This is a genomic window from Bradyrhizobium sp. USDA 4501, assembly GCF_054062115.1.
Genome location: NZ_JBSSEX010000001.1, coordinates 9,105,878 through 9,122,271, shown reverse-complemented (window position 1 = coordinate 9,122,271; position 16,394 = coordinate 9,105,878). Strand labels below are relative to the sequence as shown.

Annotated in this window: 18 protein-coding genes and 1 pseudogene; 11 read left to right on the top strand and 8 right to left on the bottom strand. The window is 63.8% G+C overall.

The genetic code is table 11. From position 1 onward, the window contains the following. Window positions 1–69 precede the first annotated feature (69 nt). Genes ACVWZM_RS42645 through ACVWZM_RS42630 form a run of 4 tightly spaced genes read right to left on the bottom strand, consistent with a single transcriptional unit; the run spans window position 70 to window position 2,115 of the window. Window positions 70–414, bottom strand: coding sequence for a tRNA-binding protein (locus ACVWZM_RS42645; protein ID WP_076832119.1), 345 nt, complete (start codon window positions 412–414; stop codon window positions 70–72). Further along, window positions 414–1,040 (bottom strand): LysE family translocator, encoded by a 627-nt coding sequence (locus tag ACVWZM_RS42640; protein WP_253590391.1) that lies wholly within the window; start codon window positions 1,038–1,040, stop codon window positions 414–416. Before ACVWZM_RS42640 ends, ACVWZM_RS42645 begins: the two co-directional genes overlap by 1 nt. Before the next feature lie 18 nt (window positions 1,041–1,058). Beyond that, the gene (gene pdxY / locus ACVWZM_RS42635) at window positions 1,059–1,931 is read right to left on the bottom strand and encodes a pyridoxal kinase PdxY (RefSeq protein ID WP_456856242.1); all 873 of its coding nucleotides are present in this window, start codon (window positions 1,929–1,931) and stop codon (window positions 1,059–1,061) included. Between the two features lie 10 nt (window positions 1,932–1,941). After that, window positions 1,942–2,115: a hypothetical protein gene (locus ACVWZM_RS42630; protein ID WP_016840760.1), complete on the bottom strand. Its 174-nt coding sequence runs from the start codon at window positions 2,113–2,115 to the stop codon at window positions 1,942–1,944. Between the two features lie 588 nt (window positions 2,116–2,703). Between ACVWZM_RS42630 and ACVWZM_RS42625 the strand changes: the two genes are divergently transcribed. Continuing rightward, window positions 2,704–2,946, top strand: coding sequence for a hypothetical protein (locus ACVWZM_RS42625; protein ID WP_057019953.1), 243 nt, complete (start codon window positions 2,704–2,706; stop codon window positions 2,944–2,946). Between the two features lie 86 nt (window positions 2,947–3,032). Continuing rightward, window positions 3,033–3,701: an FMN-binding negative transcriptional regulator gene (locus ACVWZM_RS42620; RefSeq protein WP_456856240.1), complete on the top strand. Its 669-nt coding sequence runs from the start codon at window positions 3,033–3,035 to the stop codon at window positions 3,699–3,701. 272 nt (window positions 3,702–3,973) lie between these two features. On the opposite strand, the gene ACVWZM_RS42615 is transcribed toward ACVWZM_RS42620, so the two are convergent. Next, complete coding sequence (locus ACVWZM_RS42615; RefSeq protein ID WP_456856238.1) at window positions 3,974–4,777, bottom strand: alpha/beta fold hydrolase; 804 nt, start codon at window positions 4,775–4,777, stop codon at window positions 3,974–3,976. Window positions 4,778–4,893: 116 nt separating this feature from the next. Between ACVWZM_RS42615 and ACVWZM_RS42610 the strand changes: the two genes are divergently transcribed. After that, on the top strand, window positions 4,894–5,832 hold the full coding sequence (locus ACVWZM_RS42610; RefSeq protein WP_456814346.1) for a LysR family transcriptional regulator: 939 nt from the start codon (window positions 4,894–4,896) through the stop codon (window positions 5,830–5,832). A gap of 1,095 nt (window positions 5,833–6,927) precedes the next feature. Here the strand turns inward: ACVWZM_RS42610 and ACVWZM_RS42605 are convergent. Beyond that, window positions 6,928–7,113 (bottom strand): hypothetical protein, encoded by a 186-nt coding sequence (locus ACVWZM_RS42605; protein ID WP_200844517.1) that lies wholly within the window; start codon window positions 7,111–7,113, stop codon window positions 6,928–6,930. A 5-nt stretch (window positions 7,114–7,118) separates the two neighbouring features. On the opposite strand from ACVWZM_RS42605, the gene ACVWZM_RS42600 reads away from it, so the two are divergent. From ACVWZM_RS42600 to panD, 7 genes and pseudogenes are all read left to right on the top strand, one after another. Beyond that, window positions 7,119–8,831, top strand: a complete 1,713-nt coding sequence (locus tag ACVWZM_RS42600) for an autotransporter domain-containing protein (RefSeq protein ID WP_456814348.1) — start codon at window positions 7,119–7,121, stop codon at window positions 8,829–8,831. 9 nt (window positions 8,832–8,840) lie between these two features. Beyond that, window positions 8,841–9,578 carry a DUF6065 family protein gene (locus ACVWZM_RS42595; protein WP_456814349.1) on the top strand — a complete coding sequence of 246 codons (738 nt, stop codon included), beginning with the start codon at window positions 8,841–8,843 and terminating at the stop codon, window positions 9,576–9,578. A gap of 228 nt (window positions 9,579–9,806) precedes the next feature. Beyond that, a complete protein-coding gene (locus tag ACVWZM_RS42590) occupies window positions 9,807–10,544 on the top strand; it encodes an ROK family protein (RefSeq protein WP_253590384.1) in 738 nt (245 codons plus the stop codon). A gap of 128 nt (window positions 10,545–10,672) precedes the next feature. Beyond that, window positions 10,673–10,933, top strand: coding sequence for a PepSY domain-containing protein (locus ACVWZM_RS42585; RefSeq protein ID WP_057019961.1), 261 nt, complete (start codon window positions 10,673–10,675; stop codon window positions 10,931–10,933). A gap of 181 nt (window positions 10,934–11,114) precedes the next feature. Next, window positions 11,115–12,398 carry a cystathionine gamma-synthase family protein gene (locus ACVWZM_RS42580; protein ID WP_076832148.1) on the top strand — a complete coding sequence of 428 codons (1,284 nt, stop codon included), beginning with the start codon at window positions 11,115–11,117 and terminating at the stop codon, window positions 12,396–12,398. A 113-nt stretch (window positions 12,399–12,511) separates the two neighbouring features. Next, window positions 12,512–12,814 carry a putative quinol monooxygenase gene (locus tag ACVWZM_RS42575; protein ID WP_057019963.1) on the top strand — a complete coding sequence of 101 codons (303 nt, stop codon included), beginning with the start codon at window positions 12,512–12,514 and terminating at the stop codon, window positions 12,812–12,814. 241 nt (window positions 12,815–13,055) lie between these two features. Beyond that, window positions 13,056–13,444: pseudogene (gene panD, locus ACVWZM_RS42570) on the top strand (aspartate 1-decarboxylase). Between the two features lie 11 nt (window positions 13,445–13,455). On the opposite strand, the gene ACVWZM_RS42565 reads toward panD, so the two are convergent. After that, window positions 13,456–13,806, bottom strand: coding sequence for a zinc ribbon domain-containing protein YjdM (locus tag ACVWZM_RS42565; RefSeq protein WP_076832150.1), 351 nt, complete (start codon window positions 13,804–13,806; stop codon window positions 13,456–13,458). 274 nt (window positions 13,807–14,080) lie between these two features. Between ACVWZM_RS42565 and ACVWZM_RS42560 the strand changes: the two genes are divergently transcribed. After that, complete coding sequence (locus tag ACVWZM_RS42560; RefSeq protein WP_456814350.1) at window positions 14,081–15,313, top strand: S1C family serine protease; 1,233 nt, start codon at window positions 14,081–14,083, stop codon at window positions 15,311–15,313. 38 nt (window positions 15,314–15,351) lie between these two features. Here ACVWZM_RS42560 and ACVWZM_RS42555 read toward each other — a convergent pair whose 3' ends face one another. After that, window positions 15,352–16,347, bottom strand: coding sequence for an LLM class flavin-dependent oxidoreductase (locus ACVWZM_RS42555; protein WP_456814351.1), 996 nt, complete (start codon window positions 16,345–16,347; stop codon window positions 15,352–15,354). Window positions 16,348–16,394: the final 47 nt, after the last annotated feature.

Below are 16,394 nucleotides of genomic sequence, written 5' to 3'. Positions count from 1 at the left end.
GTGATCCCCCATCGGTAAACTACGGGGAATCCAGACGATTTGAATCACGCGGCCGTGATCAGCCCGACGTCAGAAGATCGGCTCGCCGATCGCAACCTCGCTGCGCGGACCGAGCACGATCACCTCGCCGCTGGCGTCCTTGGCGCCGAGGATCAGGAGTTCCGAGGTGAAACCCGCGATGTTCTTCGGCCCGAGATTGCAGATGCACACGACCAGCGCGCCGACCAGCGCCGCCGGCTCGTAATTCGTGATCTGCGCGCTCGACCACATGATTCGCCCGGCGCCGACATCGACGCCGACCTTGTAGGACGGATTGCGGGCGCGGGGAAACGGCTGCACCTCGACGACCTCGCCGATCCGGATATCGAGGCGGGCGAAGTCGTCGTAGCTGGCCTGCGGCTTGAGCGGGGACATCAGCGCTCCTGGAACGCAAGGCGGACACCGAGCGCGATATAGATCGTGCCGACCACGCGGCCCTGCCACTGCCCGATGCGGCGATGCCGACTGATCCACGGGCTGATCTGGCCGGCGGCGAGCGCCAGCAGCGAGGTGTAGACCGCGCTCATCACGACGAAGATCAGGCCGAGGGTCGCGAACTGCGCCACCGCCGAGCCGTGGCCGGGGTGCACGAACTGCGGCAGGAAGGCGAGGAAGAACAGCGCGGTCTTCGGATTGAGCATTTCCGCCCAGATCGCCTGCCGGAACGCGCGGCGCGGATCGACCGGCTGCGCCGCCGGCAAATCCAGCTCGTCGTTCTTCTCGAACAGGGCGCGGACGCCGAGCACGATCAGGTAGATCACGCCGGCATATTTCACGACCGAGAACGCCAGCGCCGAGGTCATCAGCACGGCCGAGAGGCCGAATGTCGCCATCGCGGTGTGGACGAGATCGCCGAGCGCGATACCGAACCCGGTCGCGAGGCCGACGCGCGCTCCGCCGGTGACCGAGCGCGCCAGCACCAGCAGCACCGCCGGCCCGGGGATCAGGAACAGACCGAGCACGACGGCGGCGTAGGTGAGGAGGGTGGTGATGTCGATCATGAAGACCTGTCCCGGATGTCAGGATACGGCGATGGCGACCGCCGCGAAGCGTGGCTTCGGATCAAGCATCACGCCGGCGCTTTCGACAATGCGCATTTCCTCGGTTCCGCTCTGCGCCGTGCGCTCCAGCACGCCGTGGATGCCTGACCCAGCGTGGCTGAGCGCATCCGGCGTCGCCAGGCCGCGCGCGCGGGCGGCGACGAACAGCGCGGCGAACAGGTCTCCGGTGCCGGACGGGCTGATCGGAACCCGCGGCGTGCGCAGGCGCCAGGCGCAAGTCTTGTCGGATTGGGTGCGCTCGATCGCCAGCGTCTCGATCTCGCTGTGCGGCGTGCGCGCCAGCTCGGCGCTGGTGATGACGACGGTCGCAGGTCCCCGCGCCATCAGCGCACTCGCCTGCGCGACGACGTCGTCGATCGTCGTCACGCGCGCGCCGCAGAGGAATTCGAACTCGAAATGATTGGGCGTGATGATGTCGGCGAGCGGGCAGAGCTGGTCGCGCACCAGCGGCGGAATGTCCGATCGCACGAACATGCCGCGGTCGCGGTCGCCGAGCACGGGATCGCAGCAATAGAGCAGGGCCGGGTTCGCCGCCTTCGCGCGCTCGACGAAGTCGGCAACGTCCATCGCGATGTCGGCCGAGCCGAGATAGCCCGACAGGATCAGCCGCGCGGCCTCGACCGCGCCGCGCTCCTCGATGCCGCGCAGCAGGTCAGCGACCAGCTGCACGTCGAGCACCCGGCCGCGGATGGTCGGATAGCCCGGCCGATTGCTGAGCAGCGTGGTCGGCACGGCGACGACATCGATGCCGTGCAGCTGGATCGGAAAGCTGGCGGCGCTGTTGCCGACATGGCCCCAGGCGACCTGTGACTGGATCGAGATGACGGTCATCTTGTGCGCATCACCCGAACAGTGCGGCGTAGATGACGTAGAGCCAGCCCAGGATACCGTGGATGATGGCCCACAGGATCGAATGGTTCTTGGTGTAGGAGATCGCGATCGCCAGCGCCGAGCCGAACCCCACGCCGTATTTCGCGCCCTCGACGCGGACGCCATAATATCGATTGCCGTTCATGGGGAATCCTTCCAGCGGGAGGGCGTGAGCGTGGAGACAGCGTAACCTGCCAGTTGCCGTCAGTTCAACGGCGGATTGGGATTCCGCGGCATTGCTAAGCTCGATCATTCCTGGGCAAAGCCCTCGCCTTTACTGCCGGCATGACGGTGATGGAGTCGGCGCGCGCATCTTTCTCCATTCGCCGGGACGACATCGAACGTGTGGTGCGCTGCGAGTCATACATCCGCATTCTCGCGACATGTTTTGTCTGATCGCACCCATGGGCCGCGAGCAAAGGGCAGTAAGCGGAATATTTTCTTACTCTGATATCGACAGGTTTTGCTGAGTTGCCCGTGGGGCTGTTTTGTCGCAGGCGGCGCAGCCGGGTTTGATTTGCGGGTTCGCGTCGGGACCTCGTCTGTCACGCTGCGATCAACCGATCGTGTCGGATCGACGTGGAAGAAGATGCGTGGGTGGACTGTCCTGCATCCAAACGCTTGCCTCATGGCGTCGGAATAAGACGGCAGAGCGATCGATCATGATGTGAGCGCGAACCGATCGGCGGCGGCGAACAACGCGCCGGCGCGCCGTATCCAACAGGAGCAACTGATGTCAGGGATCAAACAGATTGCGGCCGCGCTGACCGCGCTCGCCATGCTGACGGCGTCGGCCATGGCACACGAAGTGCCGGCGGCGGGCCCATCCGCGCTCGTGAAGAGCCATGCCGCCGCCGGCCGCTGGAGCGGCGGTCCGCCGCGCATGGCGGTCCCGCATTTCGGCGAGTCCGAGGCGCTGCCGCGCGACCAGCCCGGCGGCGTCTGCGATCACGGCGACAATGCCATGATCTGCTGAGCCGGATCGTGCATGGCGGTGATCTCCGGCGAAAGTTGCGCTAGCCTTGCTGGGTCGTCTCCCTCCAGCTCGCGAGCGCCGCCGCCATGCACATCCTCCGTCCCCAGTTTCGCATTGAGCAAGACCGCGCGCTCGCCTTTGCGGCGGCGCGCGGCTTCGGCGCCATCGTCGCCGCCGATGCACGCGGCCCGCGCGCGTCCCACGTGCCGTTCGTGATCGAGCGGCGCGACGATCGCGTGATCGTGCAGATCCATCTCACCGCGAAGAATCCGCTGGTCGAGCTCGCCGACGGTGTCAGGCGCTTTCTCCTGATCGTCTCCGGCGATGACGCCTACATCTCGAACGACTGGTATGTCTCACCCGACAACGTCTCGACCTGGCTCTACGAGGCGGTGCATTTGTCCGGCGTCGCGCATCTGCGCGATCACGGCGAGAACCGCGGCCATGGCGACGCGCTGCTCGCGGTCTCCGAGGCGCGGCTGCAAAAGCAACCCTGGGACCTGACGCAGATGGAGCCCGGCAAGCGCGAAGCGATGCTGGCGGGGATCAGGGTGATCGACATCGTCGTCGACGAGATCGAGGGCCAGTCAAAGCTGAACCAGCACAAGAGCGATGCGGATTATGTCGCGCTGGTCAATCGCCTCGCGCGCGCGGAGGAGACGGCAAGCCAAAGGCTGGCGGAGAAGATGCGCGCGCTGCGGCCGGAGCTTGAATACGACGTTGGACGGTGCGCAGGGAGGGTCAGCTCCGTGTAACCCGGCGCTGTCTCAACGCGGCAGAGGGCGGATTACGCTTGCGCTAATCCGCTCCACGGAGCCGATCGCCATCGAATCCGCAAACGTGTTGTTAAGAATCGCTCCGCGCTGATTTGTTCGATTCCGATTCGTTCTTTGCGAACAAAATGGAGTCGAATGGGGAACATGTGGTGCGTGATCCATGTAGCCCGCGTGAGTGAAGCGATATGCGGGCCCGATCACGTACTCTTGGAGCGGTCCCGGATCTCGCTTCGCTCATCTGGGCTACGCAGTCATGTGGCGGAGAGCGCCAGGAAGCTCACGACCTCTCGGTTGAAGCGATCCGGCTGCTCGATATTGAGGATGTGAACGCCGGGCAGCAGAACGAGCTTGGCATCGGTCATTGTCGCGGCGATATCAGCGCTGTGGCTGGCCCGCGTGACGGTGTCGCTTTCGCCGCCGATGACGAGGGTCGGCGCCGCAATCAGTGAGATGACGCGGCGGAGATCGACGTCGCGCAGTGCGGCGTAACATCCGGCGAGACCGTGCGGCGGTGTGGTCAGCACCATGTTGCGGAATTCGTCGACGACCTCGTTCGGCGCGGCCAGCATCGCTGCCGGAAACCAGTTGCGCATGAAGCCGTCCGCGATTCCATTCATGTCCGTGGCCGCGAGCACCGCGCGGATTTGTTCGTCGAACGCCAGTTCGGACGCCAGATAGGACGAGGTGTTCGAGAGGATCAGGCGGTCGATGCGGTCAGGCGCGAAGATGCCGAGCCATTGCCCGACGAAGCCGCCGAGCGACAGACCGAGGAAATGCGCGCGATCGATGTCGAGGGCGTCGAGCAGTTCGACCACGTCGCGGCCGAGCCGGTCGATCGAGTAGGCGCCCGTGGGTGCGTCCGAACCGCCGTGACCGCGGGTGTCGTAGCGGAGCACCCGAAACGACCGGCTGAGGGCCGGCATCGAACGATCCCACATGTGCAGGTTGGTGGCGATCGAGTTCGACAGCGCGAGCACCGGCCGATCGTCGGGACCGTCGATGCGGTACGCAATCCGGCAGCCATCCGCCGTGGTGAAGTGTCGATCGCCGCTCATCTCGTCAGTCCCTTGTGCTGGTGGAAGCCGGCAGGCTTCGCGTCGACCCAGGCTAGGACTCGCGCCTTCGAAGAAAAATTACTAAGATTGATCAATCTCTGTAGGTTTTATGGACAATGGATCGGATCAAGCTGCACGATTTGCGCTGCTTTGACGCTGTCGCGACCGAGGGAAGCTTTCAGGCCGCCGGCACGGCGCTGAACCGGTCGCACCCGTCGGTGTTTGCGGCTGTCGCCCGGCTCGAGCAGCAACTCGGCCTCACGCTGTTCGATCGCAGCGGATACCGTATCGGGCTGACGGACGCCGGCCGGACGTTTCACGCACGCGCGCAGGTGACGCTGCGCGAGCTCGATCTGCTGCGGGGCTATGCGGAGCAGCTTGCAGGCGGAGAAGAAGTCGTCCTGCGCATCGTCATCGGCGACCTGTGTCCGCGGCCGCCGGTGCTGCAGATGCTCTCGGCGTTCTTTGCCCGCTATCCCAACACGCGCCTGCACCTGGAATATGAGGCGGTCGGCGGACCGCTCGAGCGCCTGATCGATGATAACGCCGATCTGGTGTTTCATCGCGCGGAGCCGTCCGATCCGCGCTTCGAACAGATCAGGCTCTCGCGCACGACCATGGTGCCGGTCGTCGCTCCCGGCTTTCTGCCGTTTGCGTGGACGAAGAAAGTCACGCCGGAGCAGATGCGCCCCTTCACGCAGTGCGTCATCCGCGACACGGCGCGGCGAGCGTCGCCGGAAAACTTCTTCCTGATCGAAGGTGCGCATCAGTGTAGCGTGCCGGACCAGATGATGAAGAAGGAGCTGATCCTGCATCGTCTTGCCTGGGGCCATCTGCCCGCATGGCTGATCGAGGACGAGCTGCGGGACGGCAGGCTGATCAGCATCGCCGGACCGAATTTTCCGGGCCGCGAGGAAAATCTTGCGGCAGTCCGTCATCGCCAGCATTCGCACGGACCGGTCGCCGAAGCGCTGTGGCTTCACCTCAAAGGCTGGCGGCTCGCTCAGCGTGCAGGGCGGGCGACCCGACCGGTCCGCGCGAAGCGCGGCCGATAATGGGCGCGGAGTAACCCGACGCGGTGATGTCGTCGGTGGATGTCCGATTACGCTTGCGCTCATCCGCCGTACGAAGCGCCGCTGCATCGAATCGCGCAAACCTCTTGTTAAGTATCGTTTTGCGTCGATTTTTCGATTCCGATTCGTTCCTCGCGAACAAACTGGAGTCGGATCGGGAACGTGGCCGTGGTGCGACTCATCGATCGATCAGTGATGCGGGAGAACGCAGTGTGCCTGAGATGCGCCGCGGTGTTGCACGCCGAGAGCAATAATCCCATCATGATACAACATCGATTGTTCGGATGCGGTCGATGTATGTGCGTTGTTAACATCTGGATCGCGCCGATTTTCCTGATTCCGATTCGTTCCTCGCGAACAAACTGGAGTCGGATCGCGAACGCGATCGTTGTGCGGCCCACGGGAGCAAGGTGCAGTTTATGCCATAGCTTGCGCGACGATGCGGAGAGTTCGGCGCCGATCGCGCGAGGTTGCGAGGAACTATCGTGGAAATTGTAGTGAATCGTTGCCACGCGGCAACATCAAGAAACTATTTCAGGTAGCAATTCATCACGCCGCAATTATGTGACTGAATATTTCATCCCCAAGCGTTAGCGTGCAGTGGGGCCGATTTGTGGAGACCGCGGATGGATGCACCGCGAACTCGTTCGGCCTTGATTCCATCAACGATGCCAACCGAAGCCTCGGTAGGATCCAACCGACAGCACGCATGTTCCGCTCCGACGGAGCGATACTGGCAGACGCGAGTTCGTCCCTTCTTATTGGGGACCGCGGCGTCGCTCGTTTCCGGCAACGTCGCGGTCGCCGCGGACCGAATCCATCTGGGCTTCGACGGCTATCGCTCCGCGACCAATGACTATTGCATCAATGCGAGCAGCGTGCAGGGCGATCCGCAGACTGGATTCATGTGGCGCTTCAGCAAGAGCGGAACGCTTACCGGAGGACCTACCTTCCTCGATCTGCGAACGGACACTGCAACCGAGGTGTTTCCGCCATCGTTCGACGATCATGAGAAGTTCAGGGCCTGGGGCAGCGTCCTAGGACCTCTGATCGGCGAAAAATCCATATCAAACGATGTCAATGCGTTCCGTGACCAGGTCTGTTCGATATCGCCGCCGCCACCGCCACCAGGGCCGCCGGGGCCACCTCCGCCTCCGCCTCCACCTCCACCCACTCCGGTGCCACCGTCACCGCCGCCACCGCCTCCGCCGGGGCCACCGCCGCCACCACCACCACCGGCGCCGCCACCACCTCCGCCGCCATCGCCAATGCCGGTGCCGCATGCGAACCTCGCACGCGCGTTGGGGACGGACTTTGCGCGCAGCTACTTCATCTCGGACGCGATCCTTGCGGGGTTCAACCAGTACGCAAGCATCGCCACCAATCCTTCCTATGCGTCGATCGGCCACGGTTGGCATGCTTGGGTAACACCGCGCCAGGTCAATTTCACCGACCGCATCGTCGGACTCACGTCGTACGGCACGCTGTCTGAACTCACATACGGGCTCGACTACCGTGTCAGCCCGGATCTCGTTGCCGGCTTTGCGTTCAATCCTGAAAGCACCAAAGTCACCTACGACGGACTGAATGCATCGATTTATCAGTCGGGAATCGGCGGCGGACCCTACCTGGGATGGTTCGTCAGCCCGACGACACTGTTTGATGCCTGGCTCGGTTACGCACGGCTTGATCGTGCCTTCGACGTTTTCGGCCATGGTGCCAATATGCCTGTCGACCGCGTGTTTCTATCGGCGAGCCTGACCCAGATTGTCGATACGCCATGGGCGCGCGTCGTGCCCCGGTTCACGTTTTTTCATGCTCACGACGACGTCGGGGGCGTTACAAGCGGCCAGGGATTTCCCATCCCCGGCCAAGCCTACAGCTGGGGCCACGTCGAAGGTTCTGTGGAGGTCAATCGAGATTTCGTGGTCGACCAGCGTTTCCTACTGCAGCCGTTCGTCCAGGCAACGTTGCGATACGACACGCAACAGCTTGTCGATACCGTTACCACGATCGACGGCACCGACATTGGGCTCACGCGCTGGCATGGACAGCTGCGTGGCGGCGTTCGCGCCCAACTTGGATCGCAAGCCGAACTATGGCTATCGGGCGGCTATTTGTCATTCTTCACACCCGGGATCGATGCCTGGGAGGCGAAAGCGCATTTCCGGATGCGCTTCGACGAGACGAACTCGGCGTTGGCCGCTTATATGCCGGTCAAGGCGCCGCCGCCAGTCGCCCCGTTCAGCTGGACTGGCTGCAGTGTCGGCGTGAATGCGGGGTATGGTTCAGCCAAGGCGCAATTCTCTTCCGATCCAAATGGCGCCATCATCGATTTCGCGCAACGTAACGGCGTCCTTCCCGAAATCGCCGCTCAACAGGCGGGCTCGATCAGTACCCGGAACACGGGAGGGCTGACTGCCGGCGGCGGCCTTTCCTGCAACGTGCAGTATGACAAGACGGTCATCGGACTAGAAACCGACATCAACTACACAGATCTGCAATCGTCCCAGCTGCGCGGGCCGTTTCCGCTCGCGGCCGGCGTATCAACCACCTGGGAGAACAGTTTTCGCTCGAATTACCTCGGCACGGTCCGTGGGCGTCTGGGAATCCTGGCCAATCAATCGAACATGCTGTACGTGACCGCGGGCCTCGCCTATGCGGATTATGCATTTTCGACGGCAACAGATTTTCCCGGCTTCAGTGGCTTTCGATTTGCGGGCTCCGACTCCCGTGTGAAGCCGGGCTGGACGGCGGGCGTCGGCTGGGAGGCCGTCGTGAGCGGCCCTTGGACCGCCAAGTTCGAATATCTCTATGTCGATCTCGGTGATCGGATGGCCCCGGCACCGCAGAACATCGGTGGGCTCAGCGCGTACGCTTGGGACCACTCGGCGAAATTGACTGAAAACATTGTTCGCGTAGGGTTGAGCTATAAGTTGACTGGTCCGCCAAGCAGCGGCAGCAGCTGGTTCTCGCGATAAGGCTGGGTGATGCCAAAGCTCATTGCCTATACGATGGACGGCCATGCGGTTCACATCCGGCCTGCATCGCCCGAGCGCGATTGGATGGATGCTTCCGACCAGCGCTATGCGTACCGCTGCCTGCCACTCAACATTACAAACGCCCATGGCTGGGAACTGCTCTGTCCGTCAGGCTTCTCGGCTCGTTGGGACGGGCTCAATCATAAGGAGACCATTCGGGTCAAGGCTGATCTCGGCACCGACGCGCCGGCTGTGAGTCACTTCGGACATGGTGTATTGACCTTCCACGTCCCGTGCCTGTTCCGCACCGATCCTGGTTTCGACCTTTTTGTCACCGGACCCATCAACAGGCCGAAAGACGCCATTGCGCCGTTGAGCGGGGTCATCGAGACGGATTGGTCACCGTACACCTTCACGATGAACTGGCGATTCACGCGTTCAAACACAAAGATACGATTTGAGCGGGGGGAGCCCTATTGCCATCTTTTTCCGATTGAGCGTGGCAGTCTTGAGCGGATCGAGCCGGAGACGTTGCCACTATCGAAGGCGCCCGACATCGAGCGCGAGCACAGACTGTGGTCCGAAGGCCGCAACGCCTTCAATACCGACTTGCAGGACCCGGGATCGGGGGCAACGCAGCAGCGGTGGCAAAAGACCTATTTTCGAGGCCTCAATCCTTCGGGCGAAGAAACGCATGCGGATCACCGGAGCCGGCTTCGCTTGAAGGATTTCGTGTCAAAGGATTAGTCCGGCCGACGGGCCGAATTTGTGCGGACAGCGCACGGCCCCACATCGCCCCGCAGCGCAATCGCTACGCGCCGTTGATGATGCACACGACTTCTTAATGTTTGGACTCTCCTGACTTGTTCGATTCCGATTCGTTCTTGGCGAACAAATTGGAGTCAGATGCAGAACGTCGCTGTGGTGCGCGATGCGTTTCTCTGCTCCACTCGGCGCGCATAGGAGAGTGGATTGATGGCCAAGAAGGCAGGCAACAAGACCAGCAAGAAGACGAACGGGCCCGCGTCGCGCCGCACTGTGCTGGCGATCGACGTCGGCGGCACGCATGTGAAGGTCATGACCGACAAGGAGCGCATCAAGCGCGAATTCGAGTCGGGTCCAACTCTGTCCGCGACCGAGATGGTGCGGCAGGTCAAGCTGCTCACCAAGGACTGGTCCTATGATGTGATCTCGGTCGGTTATCCGGGACCCGTCGTTCACAACCGTCCGCTGACCGAGCCGCACAATCTCGGCCGCGGCTGGGCCGGCTTCGATTTTCACCACGCGTTCGGCCGCCCGACCAGGGTCGTCAACGATGCGCTGATGCAGGCGATCGGCAGCTATCAGGGCGGGCGGATGCTGTTTCTCGGCCTCGGCACCGGCCTCGGCTCGGCGATGATCGTGGACGGTGTTTACGAGCCGATGGAGCTTGGTCATTTGCCGTACCGCAAGGGCGCGACGTTCGAGGATTATGTCGGCGCCGCGGGTCTCGAGCGGCGCGGCCGGAAGAAATGGCGCAAGAGCGTCGACGACGTCATCGCGCGGCTGTCCGCCGCGCTGGAGCCCGAGTACATCGTGCTCGGCGGCGGCAATGCCGACAAGGTCGACAACCCGCCGCCCAAGGTGAGGTTCGGCGACAACGCCAACGCATTCGAAGGCGGATTTCGAATGTGGAAGAAGAGAGCGCGCAAGGCGAACGGCGTGCGTCGATGAAACCGGAACCGCCACCAAATCGCCGCAACTGCTGAAGTTTCGCGCTGCTTCGCACTCCTGTTGTCGGAACTGATGGGTGCGCCGCTCGTTTTATGCGGCATAACATCCTGTTCCATGAGGAGTGAGCCATGCGAAGTTTCATTATTCCCGCGATCGCGGCCCTGGCGATCGGCGCAGCGACGCCGGCGATGGCCTACGATTCCGGCAGCCAGGTCTCGATGGAGGCCGCGCTCGATGTCGCGACCGGTCTCGGCATCGTGACGGTGTCCAATACCCAGTTCCTCGGCGACGAGTGGGAGGTCGAGGGGCGTGACCGCCTCGGCCGCTGGATGAAGGTCGATGTCGACGCGCGGACCGGCGAGGTGCGCAACGTGGATCGCGGCTGGTAGCCCGCGTCTTCACACTGCCTGACATTCGGAACGGCCGGCGGAGCAAGGCGCACGCCGGCCGTTCGTTATCCAGAACTGTCTGATGCCGTGCTTTGGCTGAATGGCATAAAGCTGGGGTATGCTGGTCCCATCATTCCGGGAATCGCCGCCAGCGCGGCGGCCCGTGAACAGGAGACCGGCCATGACAAAACCGTTTCCGTCCAAAACCCATATCGGCAATCACCTGCTGCATCCGGAAACCCAGATGCTGAACTACGGCTACGACCCGCAGCTGTCGGAGGGCGCCGTCAAGCCGCCCGTGTTCCTGACCTCGACCTTCGTGTTCCGCACCGCCGAGGACGGCAAGGACTTTTTCGACTTTGTCGCGGGCCGGCGCGAGCCTCCGGAGGGCATGGGGGCGGGGCTGGTCTATTCGCGCTTCAACCATCCGAACAGCGAGATCGTCGAGGACCGGCTTGCGATCTATGAGCGCACCGAGAGCTGCGCGTTGTTCTCCTCCGGCATGTCGGCGATCTCGACCACGGTGCTGGCCTTCGCGCGGCCCGGCGACGTGATCCTGCATTCGCAGCCGCTCTATGGCGGCACCGAGACGCTGTTCACCAGGACACTGGCGGGCTTCTCGATTCACGCCGTGGGCTTTGCCGACGGCCTCGACGAGAGTGTCATCCGCGCCGCTGCCGACGAGGCGATGAAGAAGGGCCGTGTCGCGATGATCTTCATCGAGACGCCGGCCAATCCGACCAACGGCCTGGTCGATATCGCGCTGACGCGGCGCATCGCCGATGCGATCGGCAAGGCACAGGGCCATACGCCGATCATCGCCTGCGACAACACGCTGCTCGGGCCGGTATTTCAGCGGCCGATCGAGCACGGCGCCGATCTCTCGCTGTACTCGCTGACGAAATATGTCGGCGGCCATTCCGACCTGATCGCGGGCGCGGCGCTCGGCTCGAAGAAGCTGATGAAGGACATCAAGGCGCTGCGCGGCGCGATCGGCACCCAGCTCGATCCGCATTCCTGCTGGATGATCAGCCGTTCGCTGGAAACGCTCAGCCTGCGCATGGAAAAGGCCGACCGCAACGCGCGGATCGTCGCCGATTATCTGCGCGACCATCCCAAGGTGGCGCAGGTGCATTACCTCGGCCATCACGATCCGGCGTCCCCCGCGGGGCGCGTGTTCGCGAGCCAAAGCAGCGGCGCCGGTTCGACCTTCTCGTTCGATATCGTCGGCGGGCAGCAGGCGGCGGAGAAATTCCTCAACTCGCTGCAGATCTTCAAGCTCGCAGTCAGCCTCGGCGGCACCGAGTCGCTCGCGAGCCTGCCGGCCACCATGACGCATTCCGGCGTGCCAGCCGACATCCGCAAGCGGATCGGCGTGCTGGATTCGACAATCCGGCTCTCGATCGGGATCGAGCATCCGTCCGACCTGGTGGCCGACATCGCGCAGGCGTTGAGCCGGGTGTGAGCCAGTCAAAAGCGTGTAGGATGGGTCGAGCCAACGGGGCCGCGCGTCGCGCGGCCCCGTTGATAAACTCCACGAAACCCGTCCTACGGGCTACCAACCTCCGGAGAGAGTGCATGCTGGCAATCACGGCGATCATCCGCGCGAAGAAGGGCCATGAGGCGGCGATGCGTCAGGCGTTGCTCGACGTCGTCGAGCATGTCCGCGCCAACGAGCCGTCCACCGTCGGCTACTACGTCTCGCAGGATGTCGACAGTCCGCGGATATTTTCGACGTATGAGCGATACCTGGATCAGGCGGCGATGGACCGGCACAACAATTCGCCGGCTGTGGCGCGCTTCTTTGAGGTCGCGAAGCCGATCCTCGACGGCGAGGTGATAGTGGTCTTGGCGAACGAGATTGCGAGCAAGCGAGAGTAGGGCGTTCGCTACCGAGTCACAAATAATAGCCTGCTCCGGAAAGGATCCGCCGCAGCGCATTCATTCTCCGATTTCGGTGGCGCGGAGCATTGCAGCCCGGCGCGGTAATGATTTCAGGACAAACCCATCGTCGCGGAACTGCGCTCGAAGCGAGCGTACACCCGGACAACGTTGACGCGGAGGCGGCGCGCCGTTATTGGCGGCGCGGAAAATTCCGACGCAACGATACGGGATGGTCTCGATGCAAGTGACTTTGATGAAGGGCAAGATTCATCGCGCGCACGTCACCGAAGCGGACTTGCATTACGAGGGATCGATTTCGATCGACCGCAATTTGATCGAGGCCGCCGGTTTCCTCATCAATGAACGCGTCGACATCTATAACATCGACACCGGCGCGCGCTTCTCGACCTACGTGATCGAGGCGCCGGCGGGATCGGGCACCATCGGCCTCAACGGCGCGGCCGCACGGCTCGCCATGGCCGGCGACAAGGTCATCATCGTCGCCTATGCCAGTTCGACGCCGACGAGGCGCGCAAATTTCATCCGCGGGTCGTGCTGGTCGACGACAAGAACCGGCCCATCGCGAAGGCTGCCGCCGCACCGGCGAAAGCATTGGCGGATGCGTAAGCTGGGCTACGCTAGGCCTTCTTGACGAACTCCGATTTCAGATTCATCGCGCCGATGCCGTCGATCTTGCAGGCGATGTTGTGTCCGTCGCTGCCCTCGGTGAGGCGGATGTTCCTGACCTTGGTGCCGCCCTTGACCACCGACGACGAGCCCTTGACCTTGAGGTCCTTGATCACGATGACGCTGTCGCCGTCCGTCAGCGGGTTGCCATGCGCGTCGCGCACGCCCGCTTGCTGGGCGGTCTCGGCGGCCGCGGCCGCATCGCTGCTCCACTCATGGGCACATTCCGGGCAAACCCAGAGAACGCCGTCCTGATAGGCATGCTCGGAATTGCATTTCGGGCAGTTCATTGCGGCGTCCATAGTCGAGATCGTCTCCGTCGTTGCGGGCGCACCGTAGAGGCACAGGCGGCCAAAGCAAGCAAAAACCCGGCGATTTGATGCGCAAAGCGGCGCAAAGGTGGCGAGCCACTCGTCCACCCGCGGATGCCGGTGGAACGGTCTGCGCCTCTATCCGTTGCCGTCCGTCGCTCGGCATTGCGCCCCTGTGCTTGCGGGGAACGGTTCACTGATCGTCGCGTCCGGGCCGGCAATTCATCCAGGAGCAATCGGCTGATCCCAAACATGGACGCGGAAGATGAATAAGAGAAATTCGGCCTTCGTCTGCCTTCGCACGTCGCTCGTCACCGCCGCCTTCACGTCGGCGTTGCTGGTGGGCGCTAGTCTTGTGAGCGCAAGTCTTGTAACCGCAAGTCTTGCCCACGCACAGCCGGTGAATTCGCGCGCGGATCATGGCAACGGTGGTCCCGGCGAGTTCGCCGACCTTGCCGAGAAGGTCGGGCCGGCCGTGATTGGCGTCAACGCCAAGGTGGCGGCTGCGGCGGATGACGACGACTCGTCTCCCGGTGACTCCCCCGGCGGTTCTCTCGGGCCGGACGGCTCTCCCGATCAGGACACGCCGGGAAGGGCCGTTCCGGATCCCGGCAGGCGCGGACCGGGCAATCTGCCGAAGTTGGGTGAGATGACCTCGATCGGTTCGGGCTTCTTCATCTCGGCGGACGGCTACGCAGTGACGAACAATCATGTCCTCGGCGGGAGCGACCGCGCCGATGTCCGCACCAGCGACAACAAGGTCTACAAGGCGAAAGTCCTGGGCAAGGATCCGGTCAGCGACCTGGCCCTGCTCAAGGTCGATGGGCGGACCGACTTCAGCTATGTCAGGCTCGCGGATCAAGCGCCGCGCACCGGCGATTGGGTGCTCGCGGCCGGCAATTCATTCGGTCTCGGAAACACCGTCACCGCGGGGATCGTCTCGGCGCGTGCACGCGACCTGGAAACGGGGTCGTCGGAAGATTTCGTCCAGATCGACGCGCGGATCAACCGCGGCGATTCCGGCGGGCCGAGCTTCAACACGCATGGCGAGGTGATCGGCGTGAACAGCCTGATCTTCTCGCCCTCCGGCGGCTCGGTCGGCGTCGCGTTTGCGATACCCGCCGATACCGTGAAGACGGTGATCCCGCAGCTGAAGGACAAGGGCTCGGTCACGCGCGGCTGGATGGGCGCCCAGATTCAATCGATCACCCCCGGCATTGCCGAAAGCTTGGGTGCGAACAATCTGCACGGCGCGGTCGTGGTCGGCGTGCAGACCGGCGGCCCGGCCGCGAAGGCCGGATTGAGGCGAGGCGACGTGATCACCTCGGTCAATGACGAGCCGATCAAGAGCGCCAACGAGCTGACCAAGAAGGTCTATGCGGGAGCGCCGGGCAGTTCGGTCAAGCTTTCGATGCTGCGGGACAATGCGCCGAATTCGCTGAGCGTGACGCTCGGCCAGCTCGCACAGTCGCAGGCGCCCGCCGGCGCGCCGAAGTGAGGCTGCGTTAGTGTGTCGGCTACTGCCCATCCTGCAGGCTACGTCTGCGGCGCGATCGCGCCGGCCTTGGCGATCAACTCGAACGATCGCAGCCGCTTCTGGTGATCATAGACGTCGGACACGATCATCAGCTCGTCGGCGCCGGTCTCGGCGACCAGCGCGTCGATGCCGGCGCGCACCGTCGCGGGCGAGCCGATGATGGAACGCGCGAGCATCCGCATCGCCTGCGCCTTCTCCGCCGGCGACCAGTAGCTCTCGATGTCGTCGATCGGTGGCTGGCTGAGGCCGCGCGCGCCGCGGAAGATGTTGGTGAACGACATCTGCTGCGTGGTCGCGAGCCGCCGCGCCTCCTCGTCGGTGTCGGCGGCGATGATGTTGACGCCGACCATGGTGTAGGGGCGGTCGAGCTGCTCCGACGGCTTGAAGCGGGCGCGATAGATCTGCAGCGCCTGGATCAGCAGCTCGGGGGCAAAGTGCGAGGCGAAGGCGTAGGGCAGGCCGAGCTCGCCGGCCAGCATCGCGCCGAAATTGCTCGAGCCGAGAATCCACAGCGGCACGTCGGTGCCCGCGGCCGGCACCGCCTGGATGCGCTGGTTGGGACCGGCGGCGGCGAGGAAGGCCTGCACCTCGAGCACGTCCTGCGGAAAGTTCTCGGCGGATTCCGGCGTGCGGCGCAGCGCGCGCAGCGTGAGCTGGTCGGTGCCCGGGGCGCGGCCGAGGCCGAGGTCGATACGGTCAGGAAACAGCCGCGCCAGCGTGCCGAACTGCTCGGCGATAACGTAGGGCGCGTGGTTCGGCAGCATGATGCCGCCGGCGCCGACCCGGATGGTCTTGGTGCCCGCCGCGATGTGCCCGATCACGACCGACGTCGCCGCGCTCGCGATGCCCGCCATGTTGTGATGCTCCGCCACCCAGATGCGGCGATAGCCGAGCGCCTCCGCATGCACGGCGACATCGCGCGCGTTATAGAGCGCGCCGCGCGCGTCGGTTTCCTCGGTGACGCGGACGAGATCGAGAATGGAGAGGGCGGCCACGGCGACTCCGGAGCGTTAGGGACGGGGAGCCGATGGTATTTGGCTGT